We start from the raw sequence: 16,750 nt of genomic DNA, 5'->3' as shown, positions 1-16,750 counted from the left end.
TCCTGATGACTGCCACCCTCGTCGCCAAGAACCTCGCCGCCGGGCACGGCGACCGCTCGCTCTTCTCCGGGCTCGACCTCGTCGTCGCGCCCGGTGACGTGATCGGTCTGGTCGGTGCCAACGGCGCGGGCAAGTCCACCCTGCTCCGGCTGCTCGCCGGGCTCACCGCCCCCGAACAGGGCGAACTGCGTCTCTCCCCGCCGACGGCGACGGTCGGCCACCTGCCGCAGGAGCCGGAGCGGCGGCCCGGCGAGACCGTCCGCGCCTTCCTCGCCCGGCGCACCGGGGTCGCCGAGGCACAGCGTGTGATGGACGAGGCGACCCAGGCCCTGGTCGACGGCGCACCGGGCGCCGACGACGCCTACGCGGTCAGCCTGGAGCGCTGGCTCGACCTGGGCGGTGCCGACCTGGACGAGCGGGCCGAGGAGGTCGCCGACTCCCTCGGCCTGGCCGTCGACCTCGACCAGCCGATGACCGCCCTCTCCGGCGGCCAGGCCGCCCGCGCCGGCCTCGCCTCCCTCCTGCTCTCCCGCTACGACGTCTTCCTCCTCGACGAGCCCACCAACGACCTCGACCTGGACGGCCTGGAGCGCCTGGAACGGTTCGTGACCGGCCTGCGCGCCGGCACGGTCGTCGTCAGCCACGACCGCGAGTTCCTCACCCGCACGGTCACCAAGGTCCTCGAACTCGACCTCGCCCAGCAGCAGATCCGCCTCTACGGCGGCGGCTACGACGCCTACCTGGAAGAGCGCGACGTGGCCCGCAGGCACGCCCGCGAGGACTACGAGGAGTACGCCGACAAGCGGTCCGCCCTCCAGGACCGGGCCCAGATGCAGCGCTCCTGGATGGACAAGGGCGTCAAGAACGCCCGGCGCAAGGCGTCCGGCGACAACGACAAGATCGGCCGCAAGTTCCGCAGCGAGGCCAGCGAGAAGCAGGCGGCGAAGGCCCGCCAGACTCAGCGCATGATCGAACGCCTGGAGGTCGTCGACGAGCCCCGCAAGGAGTGGGAGCTGCGCATGGAGATCGCGGCGGCCCCGCGCTCCGGCGCCGTCGTCGCCACCCTGCGGGACGCGGAACTCCGGCGCGGCGACTTCACCTTCGGCCCGGTGTCCCTCCAGATCGACTGGGCGGACCGGGTCGCGGTGACCGGTGCGAACGGAGCCGGCAAGTCGACACTGCTCGCCGCGCTGCTGGGCCGGGTGGAGCTGGACGCCGGACAGGCGGCCCTAGGACCGGGCGTCCTGGTCGGCGAGGTCGACCAGGCCCGCAAGCTCTTCCACGGCACCGAGTCCCTGCTGGACGCCTTCTGCGCGGCCGTACCGGACACCGAACCGGGCGAAGTACGCACCCTGCTCGCCAAGTTCGGCCTCAAGCAGGACCACGTACTGCGGTCGGCCGCCACGCTCTCGCCGGGCGAGCGCACCCGCGCCGCGCTGGCCCTCCTCCAGGGCCGCGGCGTCAACCTCCTGATCCTGGACGAGCCGACGAACCACCTCGACCTCCCCGCGATCGAGCAGCTGGAGTCCGTCCTCGACACCTACGAGGGCACGCTCCTCCTGGTCACCCACGACCGCCGCATGCTCGACGCGGTCCGCGTCACCCGCCGCCTGGAGGTTGCGGCGGGCAAGGTGACCGAACGCTAGAACTCCCCAGCTGCAGGCGCCCCTTCTGGGGAGCGAGGCCGTATCGACACGCGGCTCCGCCGCCTGGGCGCGAGCAGCCACCACGCACCCGCAGCCGGCCGACACCCGACCCGGCCCCCTACACCCGGCAGGAGAGTGGCCATGAGCACATCGCCGAAGCGGTCGGCCCCGCGGATCGTGAACGAACAGGACGTCATCGCCCAGTTGCGCGGCACCCAGGACCGCATCGCCGACGCGATCACCGCCTTCTCGGGCACCATGACGTTCGTCTACCTGCACGCCCTGTGGTTCGCGGTCTGGATCGTCTGCAACGAGGGCGTGTTCGGCAAGGGCGCGATATGGGACCCGTTCCCCTTCGGCCTGCTCACCATGATCGTCAGCCTGGAGGCGATCTTCCTGTCCACCTTCGTGATGGTGAGCCAGAACCGCCAGGCCGCCCGCGAGAACGTCCGCGCCGACCTGGACTTCGAGACCAACGTGCGCTCGGAGGTGTGGTCCATCCACATGGGCCGGGCCCTCGGCGTCGACCCCGTGGAAGTGGAGAAACGCGTCCAGGAGCTGCTCGCGGAGAACCGCGCCCGGATGAACGGCACCGCCCGGCCGCCGAAGGAGACATGATCCGCCGGCGGCTCGGGCAGGGTCCCGTGCCGGGTCGCGGTCGGGGTCGGAACACGTTCACGGATCGGCCCCGCCCGGAGCGGCTCCGGACCCGCCGCGGGCCAGTCCGGATCAGCAGGTCGTCGCCCACGGAATCAACGGAATCAGGCGAAGCGACAGACGCACCCCGTCAGGGCGCGGGGAACCGCACGACCGGCCACCGCGGACCCGCGGCTCCCCACCATCCCCGGGAACGTACCGTCAGCGCTTCCCGTCCTTCCCGCCGAGCAACCCGGCCCGGCGCAGCGCATCGGCCATCGCGCTGTTCGACGGCGCGGGCGCGGCCGCCTGCCGGCCGCCGCCTCCCTGTCGCTGCTGCCGCTGCTGCGGCGGACGCCCGCCGCCACCCCGCTGCTGTTGCTGGCGGCGCTCGCCGCCGGAGGCCGGCGCCGCCTCGTCGTCCAGCCGCAGCGTCAGCGAGATCCGCTTGCGCGGGATGTCCACGTCCAGGACCTTCACCTTGACGATGTCACCCGGCTTCACCACGTCCCGCGGGTCCTTGACGAACGTCTTGGACAGCGCGGAGACATGCGCCAGACCGTCCTGGTGGACACCGACGTCGATGAACGCGCCGAACGCCGCCACGTTCGTCACCACGCCCTCCAGGACCATCCCGGAGGACAGGTCGGAGATCTTCTCGACGCCCTCCTTGAATGTGGCCGTCTTGAAGGCCGGACGCGGGTCGCGTCCCGGCTTCTCCAGCTCCTTGAGGATGTCGGTGACGGTCGGGAGACCGAACGTCTCGTCCACGAAGTCCGTCGGCCGCAGCGAGCGCAGCGCACCCGTGTTGCCGATGAGCGCGGCCACCTCCTGGCCCGACGTCTTCACCATCCGCCGGACGACGGGGTACGCCTCGGGGTGGACGCTCGACGCGTCCAGCGGGTCGTCGCCGCCGCGGATGCGCAGGAAGCCCGCGCACTGCTCGTACGCCTTCGGGCCGAGCCGGGACACGTTCTTCAGCTGGCCGCGGGAGGTGAACGGGCCGTTGGCGTCGCGGTGGGCGACGATGTTCTCGGCGAGTCCCGAGGTGATGCCGGAGACGCGGGCGAGCAGCGGCGCGGAGGCGGTGTTGACGTCGACACCGACGCCGTTCACACAGTCCTCGACCACCGCGTCCAGCGAGCGGGACAGCTTCACCTCGGACAGGTCGTGCTGGTACTGGCCGACGCCGATCGACTTGGGGTCGATCTTCACCAGCTCGGCCAGCGGGTCCTGGAGCCGGCGGGCGATGGAGACGGCGCCGCGCAGCGACACGTCCATGTCGGGCAGCTCCTGGGAGGCGAAGGCGGAGGCCGAGTACACCGACGCGCCGGCCTCGGAGACCATCACCTTGGTGAGCTTCAGGTCCGGGTGCCTGGTGATCAGCTCACCGGCGAGCTTGTCGGTCTCGCGGGACGCCGTGCCGTTGCCGATCGCGACCAGGTCGACGGCGTGCTCCTTGGCCAGCCGGGCCAGCTTGGCGATCGCCTCGTCCCACTTGTTGGCCGGGACGTGCGGGTAGATGACGTCGGTGGCGACCACCTTGCCGGTGGCGTCGACGACGGCGACCTTCACGCCGGTCCGGAAACCGGGGTCCAGGCCCAGCGTCGCGCGCGTGCCGGCCGGGGCGGCGAGCAGCAGGTCGCGCAGGTTCGCCGCGAACACGTTGACCGCCTCGTCCTCGGCGGCCGTGCGCAGCCGCAGCCGCAGGTCGATGCCGAGGTGGACGAGGATCCGGGTGCGCCAGGCCCAGCGGACCGTGTCCGACAGCCACTTGTCGCCCGGCCGGCCCCGCTCGGCGATCCCGAACCTGTGGGCGACGATCCCCTCGAACGAGGACGGGCCCTCGGTCGGCTCCTCCGGCTCCAGGACGAGGTCGAGGACCTCCTCCTTCTCACCGCGCAGCATCGCCAGGATGCGGTGCGAGGGCAGCTCGGTGAAGGGCTCGGCGAACTCGAAGTAGTCGGCGAACTTCGCGCCCGCCTCCTCCTTGCCGTCCCGCACCTTCGCGGCGAGCCGGCCGCGCACCCACATGCGCTCGCGCAGCTCGCCGATCAGGTCGGCGTCTTCCGAGAACCGCTCGGTGAGGATCGCGCGGGCACCGTCCAGGGCGGCCTGCGGGTCGGCGACGCCCTTGTCGGCGTCGACGAACGCGGCGGCGGCCGCCAGCGGCTCCACGCCCGGGTCCCCGAGCAGCCCCTCGGCCAGCGGCTCGAGACCGGCCTCCCGCGCGATCTGCGCCTTGGTCCGCCGCTTCGGCTTGTACGGCAGGTAGATGTCCTCCAGCCGCGCCTTGGTCTCCGCGCCCCGGATCTGCGCCTCCAGCTCGGCGGTGAGCTTGCCCTGCTCCCGCACCGACTCCAGGATCGCGGTCCGCCGCTCCTCCAGCTCCCGCAGGTAGCGCAGCCGCTCCTCGATCGTGCGCAGCTGCGCGTCGTCGAGCATCTCGGTCGCTTCCTTGCGGTAGCGGGCGATGAAGGGCACCGTCGAACCGCCGTCGAGCAGCTCCACGGCAGCCTTGACCTGCCGCTCCCGTACGCCGAGCTCCTCGGCGATCCTGCCTTCGATGGACCCTGGAACCAGGGACCCGGGTGTCGTCACGATCCCGTACCGCCTTCTCCACTGAGGTTGCGCCGCAATTGTGGCAGGTGACACCGACAACCGGGCCCCAGGGCACCGTTCCGCGACACGGACCACCTCGAATCGACCGCACGCCCGGCGATCCGCTCGCACACCTGAATGAACCATCCAAACGAATGGGCCACTACGGCGACACCCCAGCCCCGACGATCCGCCCGCGTCCCGCATCCGTCCCGCCGCAACGGCGCTCGGCCGGAGCAGCGCTCGGCCCGGGCGGCGCGGTCCGGCTGTGCCGGGCCGGGCGCGCCCCGGAGCGGGTCACGTCCTGCCGGGCCGCGTCACCCCTTGCCGAGGAGGTCTGCGGGGAACGCCCCCGCGGCCACCGCGGCCCGCGCGAAGTCCGCCGCGAGTTCGGTCAGGTGGGCCACGCCGTCGGCTCCGAGGTGCTCGTAGGGGGCGCGGTCCAGGCGGTCCGTCTCCGTCTCGATCTCCGCCCGCAGGGCCACCCCGGCCTCGGTCAGCTCGCCCGCCGCGTCGAGCAGGCCGCGGTCCCGCAGCCGTGCCACCGCCGCGTCCCAGTCGTCCTGACTCCAGCCGCGCGTGGCGAACACCCACTTCGGGGCCATGCCCTTGCCCGTCGCCGTGTGCGTCACCACCGCCTCAAGGCCGTCGAGTCCGGCCGCCAGCAGCACCGCGAGGTGCCCGTCGCCGCGGTGCTCGCGCAGCAAGGTGGCCGCGTACCAGTAGGCGAGGTGCGGCTCCTGGGGCACCGGCAGGTCGGCGTGGGCGGCGTACAGCGGGCGGCCGGAGCGCGAGCAGGCCTCGGTGGCGCGCAGCGTGAGCCGCGCGGCCTCGGCCATCCGGTCGGAGGCCACCGCGTCCGCGCCCAGCAGCCGCCGCATCGACGCGTCGACGGCACGCGTGCGTGCGGCCAGGACGTCCTTCGGGGACGCGGTCTCCCAGACGGCCGGCACGTGCCGGGCCACCAGCTCGTACTTGTAGTTGTAGAACGTCGCCGTCACCGTGCCGGCCCCGACCGGCCCCAACGCGGCCGCCCGCACCGCGAAGTTGACGGCCCGCGGATGGGTGACCCCGAGCGCGGCCAGTTCCTCGGCCAGCTCGGGGCTGAAGAAGTGGGTCGCGTGCAGGGAGTTGAGCAGGGTGTGGCAGCGGCGGCCGGCGCGCGGCTCCAGGACGGCGGTTGTCATGGCGGCACGCTACTTACTGGTTGGTACGGACTTCCAGTGTCCGGACCGAGGCCGCGGCCGTACCCCGTCCCGGATGGCAGGAAAGGTGGGTTGCTCGTCATTGCGGCCATCGGTTGACCGGCCGACAATCGATGTCATGGCGCAGCGAACCGTTCTCGTCGTCCTCTTCGACGGCGTCCAGAGCCTCGACGTCACCGGCCCGGTGGAGGTCTTCACGGGGGCCGACACCCACACCCCGGGCAGCTACCGGATCCGTACCGCCTCCCTGGACGGGGCTCCCGTGCGCACCTCCAGTGGGCTGACGGTCGTACCGGACCAGACCCTGGCCGGCGCGCCCGACCCGCACACCCTGCTCGTCCCGGGCGGGCAGGGCACCCGGCGGCCCGACCCGGACCTGGTGGCGTGGCTGCGGGCGCACGGGCCCCGCGCCGCACGCCTGGTCTCCGTCTGCACCGGCGCCGTGCTGCTCGCCGCCGCGGGGCTCCTGGACGGGCACCGGGCGACCACGCACTGGGCGTACTGCGACGAGCTGGCGAGGGACCACCCCGCCGTGGAGGTCGACCCCGAACCGATCTACGTCCGGGACGGTCACGTCGCCACCTCGGCCGGTGTGACCTCGGGCATCGACCTCGCGCTCGCGCTCGTCGAGGAGGATCTCGGCCGGGACGTCGCGCTCACCGTCGCCCGGCACCTGGTGGTGTTCCTGCGCAGACCCGGCAACCAGGCCCAGTTCAGTGCCCAGCTGGCCGCCCAGACCGCACAGCGCGCGCCGCTTCGGGAGGTCCAGCAGTGGATCACCGAGCACCCGGACGACGACCTGAGCGTGGAGGCTCTGGCCGCCCGCGCGACGCTCTCGCCCCGCCACTTCGCCCGCGCCTTCCAGGCCGAGACCGGGACGACGCCCGGCCGCTACGTCGACCGGGTCCGGCTGGAGCACGCGCGCCGGCTCCTGGAGGACACCGGGGACGGTGTCGAGGAGGTCTCCCGCGCCAGCGGCTACGGCACCCCCGAGGCGATGCGCCGCGCCTTCCTCCGGGCCCTCGGCACCACCCCGGCCGAATACCGGCGCAGGTTCAGCCCGGCCACCGCCGGCCCGCCCCGTTAGGAGAGCCATGCAGATCGCGATCGCCCTCTACGACCGCTTCACCGCCCTCGACGCCGTGGGGCCCTACGAGACCCTGGGCCGGATCCCGGACTCCGAGATCGTCTTCGTGGCCGAGCAGGCCGGTCCCGTCCGTACCGACAACGGACAGCTCGCCCTGACCGCGGCGAAGACCTTCGCCGAGGTGCCGCGCCCCGACGTCGTGGTCGTCCCGGGCGGCCCCGGCCAGACCGCGCAGATGACGAACGCGGCCCTCCTCGGCTGGATCCGCGCGGCCGACGCCACCAGCACCTGGACGACCTCCGTGTGCACCGGCTCCCTGCTGCTCGCCGCCGCGGGCCTCCTCGCGGGACGGCGCGCCACCTCGCACTGGCTGGCCCTCGACGAGCTGCGCGGGTTCGGGGCCGCACCGACGGGGGAGCGGGTCGTCTTCGACGGCAAGTACGTCACGGCGGCCGGTGTCTCCGCGGGAATCGACATGGGCCTGACCCTGATCGGCCGGATCTCCGGGGACGCGGTCGCCCAGGCGGTCCAGCTCGGGATCGAGTACGACCCGCAGCCCCCCTACGACGCGGGTTCCCCGCAGAAGGCGCCGGCCGAGGTCGTCGGCCTGCTCCGCGCCAGGAGCCGGTTCATCCTCGGGGCGGAACTGCCCATGTGAACCGCGGCTGACGGCGCTCCAGGAAGGCGCCGACCCCCTCGGCGGTCTCGCCGCTGCCGCGCGCCTGCGCCGCCCAGTGCGCGTCCCGGTCCGTACGGCCGTTCGCGAACTCCTTCGCGGCGGCCTGGGTCAGCTGCGAGCGGGCGGCCAGGACCCCGGTGAACTCGGCCACCCGCTTGTCCAGGCCGCCCGGCGGCAGCACCTCGTCGACCAGACCGGTGCGCAGGGCCCGCTCCGCGTCGATCAGCTCGCCGGAGAAGAGCAGGTACTTGGTGGCGGCCGGGCCGACCAGCGACACCAGACGGCGGGTGGAGGCGGCCGGGTAGACGATGCCGAGCTTGGCCGGTGTCACCCCGAAGAGCGCGCCCGCCTCGGCGAACCGCAGGTCGCAGGCGGCGGCGAGCTGCGAACCGCCGCCCACGCAGTGGCCGCGCACCGCGGCGAGGGTCGGCTTCGGGAACGCGGCGAGGGCCTCCTCGGCGGCGACGGCGAGGGACTGCGCCTCGGCGGGGGAGCCCCGGAGGGTGGAGATGTCGGCGCCGGCGCAGAAGGTGCCGCCCTCGCCGGTGAGCACGAGAGCCCGCACGGCGGGGTCGGCAGCGAGTCCGTCGAGGAGCGGCGGGAGGGCACGCCACATCGCCGCGGTCATCGAGTTGAGTTTGGCCGGGTTGCCGATGACTACCGTGGCGACGGCGTCTTCGACCTGGTGGGTGAGGCGGGGCTCCATGGCCGGGATGCTATCGGCGCGGGCCCGCCGTGCCCCCGGCGGCCGCCGTCGCATCTCCCGGAAAGTTCTCATACCCGTACAACACGAATAGTTCGTGAAGTCGGCATCGAGGAGGGCAAGAGTCGTTCCACAACTGACCTTGTCATACGCCAACGGTCAGATCCGCTCGATATTTGCTGACTTGTGTTCAGTCCTCCGGTGCGGAGGGGGTCGTTGCCAACACTCGACGTGTGGTGACAATCGAGCGCGAGGGTGGCGACCGGACGATGGAGAACCACGGGCGCGGGCACGACCCGCGTCCAGAGGGAGGCGGCCCACCGCCGCCGGATCCGCTGCCGTACGAAGGAGTCTGGCGTTTCACCGCCCCCGCCGTGGACGCCTCGGTCCCGCAGGCGCGCCGCGCCGTACGGGACCTGCTCCAGCGCCAGGGCGTCCCGGTCTCGGAGGACCTGGTGTACGGCCTGTTGCTGATCGTCTCCGAACTGGTCACCAACGCGGTCAAGCACGCGGCGCTGCTGTCGCCGGTGCTGGCCGTGGAGGTCGCCGTCGGCGCCGAGTGGGTGCGGGTGTCGGTGGAGGACAACCATCCCTACCGCCCGACCGCCCTGGAGGCCGACCACGGCCAGACCGGCGGCCGGGGGCTGCTGCTGGTGCGGGAGGTGGCCCGGGAGGCGGGCGGGGTCGTGGACGTGGAGCACACGTCGAGCGGCGGCAAGGTGATCTGGGCCGCCCTGCCGCTCAAACCCGCGACACTGCCCTGAGCGGCCGGTTCACCAGCCTGCGGACGGGCCCGTCAGCTCCCTGATCGCCGGGCGGGCCGCGTCCAGCACGGTCATGAACCAGGACGAGAAGGGGTCCTTCTCGTGCCGCTCGGCCAGCTCGGCGGCCGTCACGTAGACGGTCGCCTCGACCTCCTCCGGGTCCGGCGCCGGCGTCGCCTGCACCATGCCGACGAACAGGTGGTTGAACTCCTGCTCGACCAGGCCCGAGGCCGGGTCCGGGTGGTTGTAGCGGACCGTGCCCGCCTCGGCGAGCAGCGAGGGGGAGACCCCCAGCTCCTCGAAGGTCCGCCGGGCCGCCGCCGCGAAGGGCGCCTCGCCGGGGTAGGGATGGCCGCAGCAGGTGTTGGACCACACTCCCGGGGAGTGGTACTTGCCCAGTGCCCGCTGCTGGAGCAGCAGCCTGCCGTGCTCGTCGAAGAGGAAGACGGAGAACGCCCGGTGCAGCTGCCCGGGCGGCTGGTGCGCGGCCAGCTTCTCCGCGGTGCCGATGGTCACGCCCTTCTCGTCGACGAGTTCAAGGAAAATCGCGTCTGCGGTCCCTTCCGACGTGCTGTGCGTCGCGGTGGCAGGTGTGATCGGCATACCCATCCTTCGCCTCGGTCTTCGCACCAAGTCTGCCGTACGAATCCGACACTCCCGGCACTTCCCGGCGCGGGCACGCCGGAAGAGGGACCCGGTACTTGATCGTGCCCTACGGGCGTGAGAGGGAACCGTCCGGGGGTCTCGAACACAAGGACGCCGGGGGAGTGCGGAGCGCTGCGTTCCGGGACTCCGGGCCCGGTGGGATCAGTGGCAGAGCCGGGCCTCGTGCTCCGCGTGCCCGCCCGGCTCCAGCTGGAAGGTGCAGTGCTCCACGTCGAAGTGGTGGCCCACGCAGCCCTGCAGCTCGTGCAGCATCTTCTCGTGGCCGATGGCGCTCAGCACGTCCGAGCGGACCACCACGTGCGCCGACAGCACCGGCATCCCCGAGGTGATCGTCCAGGCGTGCAGGTCGTGCACGTCCTCCACGCCGTCGAGCGCCAGGATGTGCGTCCGTACCTCCGCCATGTCGACGCCCCGCGGCGCCGCCTCCAGCAGGACGTCCAGGGTCTCGCGCAGCAGCTTCAGCGTCCTCGGCACGATCATCAGGCCGATCACCAGCGAGGCGATCGGGTCGGCCGCCTGCCAGCCGGTGGTGAGGATCACCACGGCCGAGATCAGCACCGCCAGCGACCCCAGCGCGTCGGCGGCCACCTCCAGGAAGGCGGCGCGCACGTTCAGGCTCTCCTGCTGGCCGCGCACCAGGAGCGTGAGCGAGATCATGTTGGCGACCAGGCCGATCAGACCGAACACGATCATCTGGCCGCCGTGCGTGTCCGCGGGCGTGACGAACCGCTGGACCGCCTCGTACAGCACGTAACCACCGACCACGAGCAGCAGCAGGCAGTTCGCCAGCGCGGCGAGGATCTCGGCGCGGGCGAGGCCGAAGGTGCGGTTGGTGCTCGGCGGGCGGTTGGCGAAGTGGATCGCCAGCAGGGCCATGCCCAGGCCCAGCGCGTCGGTCGCCATGTGGGCCGCGTCCGCGATCAGCGCGAGCGAGTCGGCCACCAGGCCGCCGGTGATCTCGACCACCATCACCCCGAGGGTGATGGCGAGCGCCACCCGGAGCCGGCCGCGGTACGACGCCGCGGCCGTACCGGTGGGCGGCGCGTGGCTGTGGCCGTGGCCGTGGTCGTGCCCTGCCCCCATGGGATACGCCTCCTGTGTTCGCCCGGGATCACAGTGAACTACGGGTGGGGGGTATCCGGCAACGCGGCACTGAACACCGTTGTCATGTGCCCTGACCTGCGGAAACGAATCGCAGGTCAGGGCAGCCTCAGTTGTCTCGGGTGCCGCGCCGGACACCGTGCGCGACCGTCCGGCCGTCCGCGGACCGGTGTCCCCAATGCCCGTTCTGCGAGCGCCATTTGTGGGCCGGGGCCCGGATCGCGGATGATGATCTCGGCAAAGGCGGGGACAGAGCGGGCCGACCGTGCCGTGAACGGCCGGTGAACAAGCAGTCCTCACCATCCGATAACCTCTGCCGAATGCCGTCCGGGGGCCACCCGGCACACCCCGCACCACCACGCAGCAGACCGGCGTCCGGACGCCGGCACCCAGGGAGTGAGTTCGGTTGTCGACCGCCATCGTCACCGGTCCGCCGGTGCCCGGATCGTCACTGGAGAGCGATCTGCGGGCGCTCGGCTTCGAGGTGCGTTCGGCGTCGGACACCGCCGAGGCCGAGGCCCTGCTCGCGGCCGTGCCCGCCGACCGCCGCGTCGCTCTCGTCGACGCCCGCTTCGTCGGTCACGTGCACGCCCTGCGCCTCGGCCTCACCGACCCCCGCTTCCCGCTCGCCGCCGTCCCCGGCGCCGTCACCGCCCAGCCGGCCGCCCGGCCTGCCCTGGCCCGGGAGCTGGCCCGGGAGGCCGCCGCCGGCGGCGCCACCGCCCTCGCCGTGGACGGCCTGGTCACCGCCCTGGACGCGGACGTCCACCGCCCCGAGCTGGGCAGCCTGGTCGCCGCCGTCCCCACCGACCCGCAGACCCGCAACGAGGCCCGGCAGGCCGTCGCCGCCGTCGACGACGAGGCGATACGCCTCAGGTCGGCCGTGAAGTCCCGCGACGGTTTCTTCACCACGTTCTTCGTCAGTCCGTACTCGCGGTACATCGCCCGCTGGTGCGCCCGGCGCGGCCTGACCCCCAACCAGGTCACCACCGCCTCGCTGCTCACCGCCCTGATCGCGGCGGCCTGCGCGGCCACCGGCACCCGGGCCGGCTTCGTCGCCGCGGGCGCCCTGCTGATCTGCTCGTTCGTCCTGGACTGCACCGACGGGCAGCTCGCCCGCTACTCCCTGCAGTACTCCACCCTCGGCGCCTGGCTGGACGCCACCTTCGACCGGGCCAAGGAGTACGCCTACTACGCGGGCCTCGCCCTGGGCGCCGCCCGCGGCGGCGACGACGTGTGGGCCCTCGCCCTCGGCGCGATGATCCTGCAGACCTGCCGGCACGTGGTCGACTTCTCCTTCAACGAGGCCAACCACGACGCCACCGCCAACACCAGCCCCACCGCCGCCCTCTCCGGCAGGCTCGACAGCGTCGGCTGGACGGTCTGGGTGCGCCGGATGATAGTCCTGCCCATCGGCGAACGATGGGCACTGATAGCCGTCCTGACGGCGCTCACGACCCCGCGGATCACCTTCTACGTGCTGCTGGCCGGCTGCGCCTTCGCCGCCACCTACACCACGGCCGGACGGGTGCTGCGGTCGCTGACCCGGAAGGCCAGGCGGACGGACCGGGCGGCGCGGGCCCTCTCGGACCTGGCGGACAACGGTCCGCTCGCCGGTTTCGTGTCCCGCACCCTGCGCGCCCCGCTCGGCTCCCCTTTCCTGGTGGCCCTCGCCGGCGTGGCGGTTCTCACCGTCTCCCTCTTCTCCGGTGTGACCTGGGCCCCGGTCGCGGGCGCCGCCGTCTACACCCTGGCCGCCGGCCAGGCCCTGGCCCGGCCCCTCAAGGGAGCCCTCGACTGGCTGGTCCCGCCCCTCTTCCGGGCCGCCGAGTACGGCACCGTCCTCGTCCTCGCAAGCAAATCCGGGGTGAACGGAACCCTTCCCGCGGCTTTCGGTCTGGTGGCAGCCGTCGCCTACCATCACTACGACACGGTGTACCGCATCCGCGGCGACGCCGGGGCGCCGCCGGCCTGGCTGGTACGTGCCGTCGGGGGGCAGGAGGGGCGGACGCTGCTCGTCACCCTCCTGGCCGCGGTGCTCACCGCCGCGCAGTTCAAGGCCTCGCTCACGGTCCTCGCCGTGGTCGTGGCCGGGCTGGTGCTCGTCGAGAGCATCCGCTTCTGGGTGTCCGCAGGGGCGCCCGCCGTACACGACGAAGGAGAACCCGCATGATCGGCCTCGTGCTGGCGGCCGGCGCCGGCCGGCGTCTGCGCCCCTACACCGACAGCCTGCCCAAGGCGCTGGTGCCGGTGGGGCCTGCCGGGATAGAGGACTCGATCACGGTGCTCGACCTGACCCTCGGCAACTTCGCCGAGATCGGCCTGACCGAGGTCGCGATCATCGTCGGCTACCGCAAGGAGGCCGTCTACGAGCGCAAGGCGGCCCTGGAGGCCAAGTACGGGCTCAAGCTCACCCTCATCGACAACGACAAGGCCGAGGAGTGGAACAACGCCTACTCCCTGTGGTGCGGCCGTGACGCCCTCAAGGACGGCGTGATCCTCGCCAACGGCGACACCGTGCACCCGGTCTCCGTCGAGAAGACGCTGCTCGCCGCCCGCGGCGACGGCCGGCGGATCATCCTCGCCCTGGACACCGTGAAGTCCCTCGCGGACGAGGAGATGAAGGTCGTCGTCGACGCCGACAAGGGCATGACGAAGATCACCAAGCTGATGGACCCGGCCGAGGCCAGCGGCGAGTACATCGGCGTCACCCTCATCGAGGGCGACGCGGCCCCCGAGCTGGCCGAGGCGCTGAAGGCGGTCTGGGAGGCCGACCCGCAGCAGTTCTACGAGCACGGCTACCAGGAGCTGGTCGACCGCGGTTTCCGCATCGACGTGGCGCCGATCGGCGACGTCCGGTGGGTCGAGATCGACAACCACGAGGACCTCGCCAGGGGACGGGAGATCGCGTGCCAGTACTGACCCGGCTGATCCCCTCGCCGGTCGTCGTCGACATCCGCCCCGGTGCCCTCGACGACCTCGCCGGCGTGCTCGCCGACGAACGCATCTCGCACTCCGGGCGGCTCGCCGTCGCCGTCAGCGGCGGCTCCGGTTCGCAGCTGCGCGCGCGCATCTCGCCGAGCCTGCCGGGCGCCACCTGGTACGAGGTCGGCGGCGGCACCCTCGACGACGCGATCCGGCTGGCCGGCGAGATCAAGGCCGGTCACTACGACGCGGTCGTCGGTCTCGGCGGCGGCAAGATCATCGACTGCGCCAAGTTCGCCGCGGCCCGGGTGGGGCTGCCGCTGGTCGCCGTCCCGACGAACCTCGCGCACGACGGCCTGTGCTCGCCGGTCGCCACCCTCGACAACGACGCGGGCCGCGGGTCGTACGGCGTGCCGAACCCGATCGCGGTCGTCATCGACCTCGACGTCGTCCGGGAGGCCCCGGCGCGCTTCGTGCGCTCCGGGATCGGCGACGCCGTCTCCAACATCTCGGCGATCGCGGACTGGGAACTGTCCCACCGCGTCACCGGCGAGAAGATCGACGGTCTGGCGGCCGCCATGGCCCGGCAGGCCGGCGAGGCGGTGCTGCGCCACCCCGGCGGCATCGGCGAGAACGACTTCCTGCAGGTCCTCGCCGAGGCGCTGGTGCTCAGCGGGATCGCCATGTCGGTGTCGGGCGACTCCCGCCCGTCCTCCGGCGCCTGCCACGAGATCAACCACGCCTTCGACCTGCTCTTCCCGAGGCGTGCAGCCAGCCACGGCGAGCAGTGCGGGCTCGGCGCGGCCTTCGCGATGTACCTGCGCGGAGCCCACGAGGAGTCCGCGTTCATGGCCGATGTGCTGCGCCGGCACGGACTGCCGGTGCTGCCGGAGGAGATCGGCTTCACCGTGGACGAGTTCGTCCGGGTCGTCGAGTTCGCCCCGGAGACCCGGCCCGGCCGCTACACCATCCTCGAACACCTCGACCTCAAGACCCACCAGATCAAGGACTTCTACGTCGACTATGTCAAGGCCATCGGTAGCTGAACTCCGTCCGGTCGTGCACCCCGTGGGGGTCAAGGACCGGCGCAGCGGTGAGCACTGGATGGGGCGCCTCTACATGCGTGAGGTGTCCCTGCGGGTCGACCGCTACCTGGTGAACACCAGGGTCACGCCCAACCAGCTCACGTACCTGATGACCGTCTTCGGCGTGCTCGCCTGCCCGGCCCTGCTGGTGCCGGGCGTCTGGGGCGCGGTGCTCGGCGTGGTCTGCGTCCAGATGTACCTGCTGCTCGACTGCGTCGACGGCGAGGTGGCCCGCTGGAAGCAGCAGTACTCGCTGGGCGGGGTCTACCTGGACCGGGTGGGTGCCTACCTCACCGACGCCGCCGTCCTGGTGGGCCTCGGGCTGCGCGCCGCGGACCTGTTCGGGAGCGGCCGCATCGACTGGCTGTGGGCCTTCCTGGGCACCCTGGCCGCGCTCGGCGCCATCCTGATCAAGGCCGAGACCGACCTCGTCGGCGTCGCCCGCCATCAGGCCGGGCTTCCGGTGGTCAAGGAGGCCGCCGCCGAGATGCGCTCCTCCGGGATGGCGCTGGCCCGCCGGGCCGCCGCCCTGTTCCGCTTCCACCGGCTGATCCTCGGCATCGAGGCCTCGCTGCTGATCCTGCTGCTCGCCGTCGCCGACCACTTCCACGGCGACCTGTTCTGGACCCGGCTCGGCACCGCCGTGCTGGCCGGCATCGCGCTGCTGCAGACCCTGCTGCACCTGGTCTCCGTCCTCGCGTCGAGCAGGCTGCGGTGAGCGCCGGGCTGAAGGTCGGCGCGGTCGTCATCACCATGGGCAACCGCCCGGACGAACTGCGCGCCCTCCTCGACTCGGTGGCCAAGCAGGACGGCGACCGGGTCGAGGTCGTCGTCGTCGGCAACGGCTCGCCCGTCCCGGACGTCCCGGACGGCGTCCGCACCCTGGAGCTGCCCGAGAACCTCGGTATCCCCGGCGGCCGCAACGTCGGCATAGAGGCCTTCGGCCCCAGCGGCCGCGATGTCGACATACTGCTCTTCCTCGACGACGACGGCCTGCTCGCCGAGCACGACACCGCCGAGCTGTGCCGCCAGGCCTTCACCGCCGACTCCAAGCTCGGCATCATCAGCTTCCGCATCGCCGACCCGGACACCGGGCAGACCCAGCGCCGGCACGTGCCGAGGCTGCGGGCCTCCGACCCGATGCGCTCCTCCCGGGTCACCACCTTCCTCGGCGGCGCCAACGCCGTCCGCACCCAGGTCCTCGCCGAGGTCGGCGGCCTGCCGGACGAGTTCTTCTACGCCCATGAGGAGACCGACCTGGCCTGGCGGGCCCTGGACGCCGGCTGGATGATCGACTACCGCTCCGACATGGTCCTCAACCACCCCACCACCGCCCCCTCCCGGCACGCGGTCTACCACCGGATGGTCGCCCGCAACCGGGTCTGGCTGGCCCGCCGCAACCTGCCCGCCCCCCTGGTGCCGGTCTACCTCGGCGTGTGGATGCTGCTGACCCTGGTGCGCCGCCCCTCCCGCCCGGCCCTGCACGCCTGGTTCGCCGGCTTCCGGGAGGGCTGGACCACCCCGTGCGGACCCCGCCGCCCGATGCGCTGGCGGACTGTGTGGAAGCTCACGCGACTGGGCCGTCCCCCGGTGATCTGACAAGCTCGGAGGTGCGTGTCCGCGCGTACGGCGTGCGGACACGCCCCGGGACA

The 16,750-nt window shown here is 72.5% G+C and carries 15 protein-coding genes; 10 read left to right on the top strand and 5 right to left on the bottom strand.

Translation table 11 applies throughout. The annotated features are described in order from the left end of the window. The first annotated feature begins 5 nt into the window (after nucleotides 1–5). A complete protein-coding gene (locus tag AB0472_RS18240; RefSeq protein ID WP_366357461.1) occupies nucleotides 6–1,646 on the top strand; it encodes an ABC-F family ATP-binding cassette domain-containing protein in 1,641 nt (546 codons plus the stop codon). 141 nt (nucleotides 1,647–1,787) lie between these two features. Further along, nucleotides 1,788–2,264, top strand: a complete 477-nt coding sequence (locus tag AB0472_RS18235) for a DUF1003 domain-containing protein (protein WP_366357460.1) — start codon at nucleotides 1,788–1,790, stop codon at nucleotides 2,262–2,264. 240 nt (nucleotides 2,265–2,504) lie between these two features. On the opposite strand, the gene AB0472_RS18230 is transcribed toward AB0472_RS18235, so the two are convergent. Then, nucleotides 2,505–4,883 (bottom strand): Tex family protein, encoded by a 2,379-nt coding sequence (locus AB0472_RS18230; RefSeq protein ID WP_366357459.1) that lies wholly within the window; start codon nucleotides 4,881–4,883, stop codon nucleotides 2,505–2,507. A gap of 317 nt (nucleotides 4,884–5,200) precedes the next feature. Continuing rightward, nucleotides 5,201–6,070: a hypothetical protein gene (locus AB0472_RS18225; RefSeq protein ID WP_366357458.1), complete on the bottom strand. Its 870-nt coding sequence runs from the start codon at nucleotides 6,068–6,070 to the stop codon at nucleotides 5,201–5,203. A 136-nt stretch (nucleotides 6,071–6,206) separates the two neighbouring features. Between AB0472_RS18225 and AB0472_RS18220 the strand changes: the two genes are divergently transcribed. Both AB0472_RS18220 and AB0472_RS18215 read left to right on the top strand, forming a co-directional pair. Further along, nucleotides 6,207–7,175, top strand: a complete 969-nt coding sequence (locus AB0472_RS18220; RefSeq protein WP_366357457.1) for a GlxA family transcriptional regulator — start codon at nucleotides 6,207–6,209, stop codon at nucleotides 7,173–7,175. 7 nt (nucleotides 7,176–7,182) lie between these two features. After that, entirely contained in the window at nucleotides 7,183–7,833 is a 651-nt protein-coding gene (locus AB0472_RS18215; protein ID WP_366357456.1) for a DJ-1/PfpI family protein, read from the top strand. Here the strand turns inward: AB0472_RS18215 and AB0472_RS18210 are convergent. Then, on the bottom strand, nucleotides 7,805–8,560 hold the full coding sequence (locus AB0472_RS18210; protein ID WP_366357455.1) for an enoyl-CoA hydratase/isomerase family protein: 756 nt from the start codon (nucleotides 8,558–8,560) through the stop codon (nucleotides 7,805–7,807). The two genes, AB0472_RS18215 and AB0472_RS18210, sit on opposite strands and share 29 nt — an antisense overlap. A 266-nt stretch (nucleotides 8,561–8,826) precedes the next feature. Here AB0472_RS18210 and AB0472_RS18205 point away from each other — a divergent pair, with 266 nt between their 5' ends. Beyond that, nucleotides 8,827–9,321 carry an ATP-binding protein gene (locus AB0472_RS18205; protein ID WP_366357496.1) on the top strand — a complete coding sequence of 165 codons (495 nt, stop codon included), beginning with the start codon at nucleotides 8,827–8,829 and terminating at the stop codon, nucleotides 9,319–9,321. 9 nt (nucleotides 9,322–9,330) lie between these two features. Here AB0472_RS18205 and idi read toward each other — a convergent pair whose 3' ends face one another. Both idi and AB0472_RS18195 read right to left on the bottom strand, forming a co-directional pair. After that, complete coding sequence (gene idi, locus AB0472_RS18200; RefSeq protein ID WP_366357454.1) at nucleotides 9,331–9,924, bottom strand: isopentenyl-diphosphate Delta-isomerase; 594 nt, start codon at nucleotides 9,922–9,924, stop codon at nucleotides 9,331–9,333. A 204-nt stretch (nucleotides 9,925–10,128) separates the two neighbouring features. Next, a complete protein-coding gene (locus AB0472_RS18195) occupies nucleotides 10,129–11,070 on the bottom strand; it encodes a cation diffusion facilitator family transporter (RefSeq protein ID WP_366357453.1) in 942 nt (313 codons plus the stop codon). A 424-nt stretch (nucleotides 11,071–11,494) separates the two neighbouring features. Here AB0472_RS18195 and AB0472_RS18190 point away from each other — a divergent pair, with 424 nt between their 5' ends. Genes AB0472_RS18190 through AB0472_RS18170 form a run of 5 tightly spaced genes read left to right on the top strand, consistent with a single transcriptional unit; the run spans nucleotide 11,495 to nucleotide 16,697 of the window. Beyond that, nucleotides 11,495–13,261 (top strand): DUF5941 domain-containing protein, encoded by a 1,767-nt coding sequence (locus AB0472_RS18190; protein WP_366357452.1) that lies wholly within the window; start codon nucleotides 11,495–11,497, stop codon nucleotides 13,259–13,261. Beyond that, nucleotides 13,258–14,010, top strand: a complete 753-nt coding sequence (locus tag AB0472_RS18185; protein WP_366357451.1) for a phosphocholine cytidylyltransferase family protein — start codon at nucleotides 13,258–13,260, stop codon at nucleotides 14,008–14,010. The genes AB0472_RS18190 and AB0472_RS18185 overlap by 4 nt, the downstream gene beginning before the upstream one ends. After that, on the top strand, nucleotides 13,998–15,059 hold the full coding sequence (locus AB0472_RS18180; RefSeq protein WP_366357450.1) for an iron-containing alcohol dehydrogenase family protein: 1,062 nt from the start codon (nucleotides 13,998–14,000) through the stop codon (nucleotides 15,057–15,059). Before AB0472_RS18185 ends, AB0472_RS18180 begins: the two co-directional genes overlap by 13 nt. 13 nt (nucleotides 15,060–15,072) lie before the next feature. After that, entirely contained in the window at nucleotides 15,073–15,816 is a 744-nt protein-coding gene (locus AB0472_RS18175; RefSeq protein ID WP_046728530.1) for a CDP-alcohol phosphatidyltransferase family protein, read from the top strand. A gap of 8 nt (nucleotides 15,817–15,824) precedes the next feature. Beyond that, a complete protein-coding gene (locus tag AB0472_RS18170) occupies nucleotides 15,825–16,697 on the top strand; it encodes a glycosyltransferase (RefSeq protein WP_366357495.1) in 873 nt (290 codons plus the stop codon). Nucleotides 16,698–16,750 lie beyond the last annotated feature (53 nt).

Origin of the sequence: Streptomyces sp. NPDC086777 (assembly GCF_040702065.1) — a bacterium.
Taxonomy (GTDB): domain Bacteria; phylum Actinomycetota; class Actinomycetes; order Streptomycetales; family Streptomycetaceae; genus Streptomyces.
This window is presented reverse-complemented; position numbering and strand designations above follow the sequence as displayed.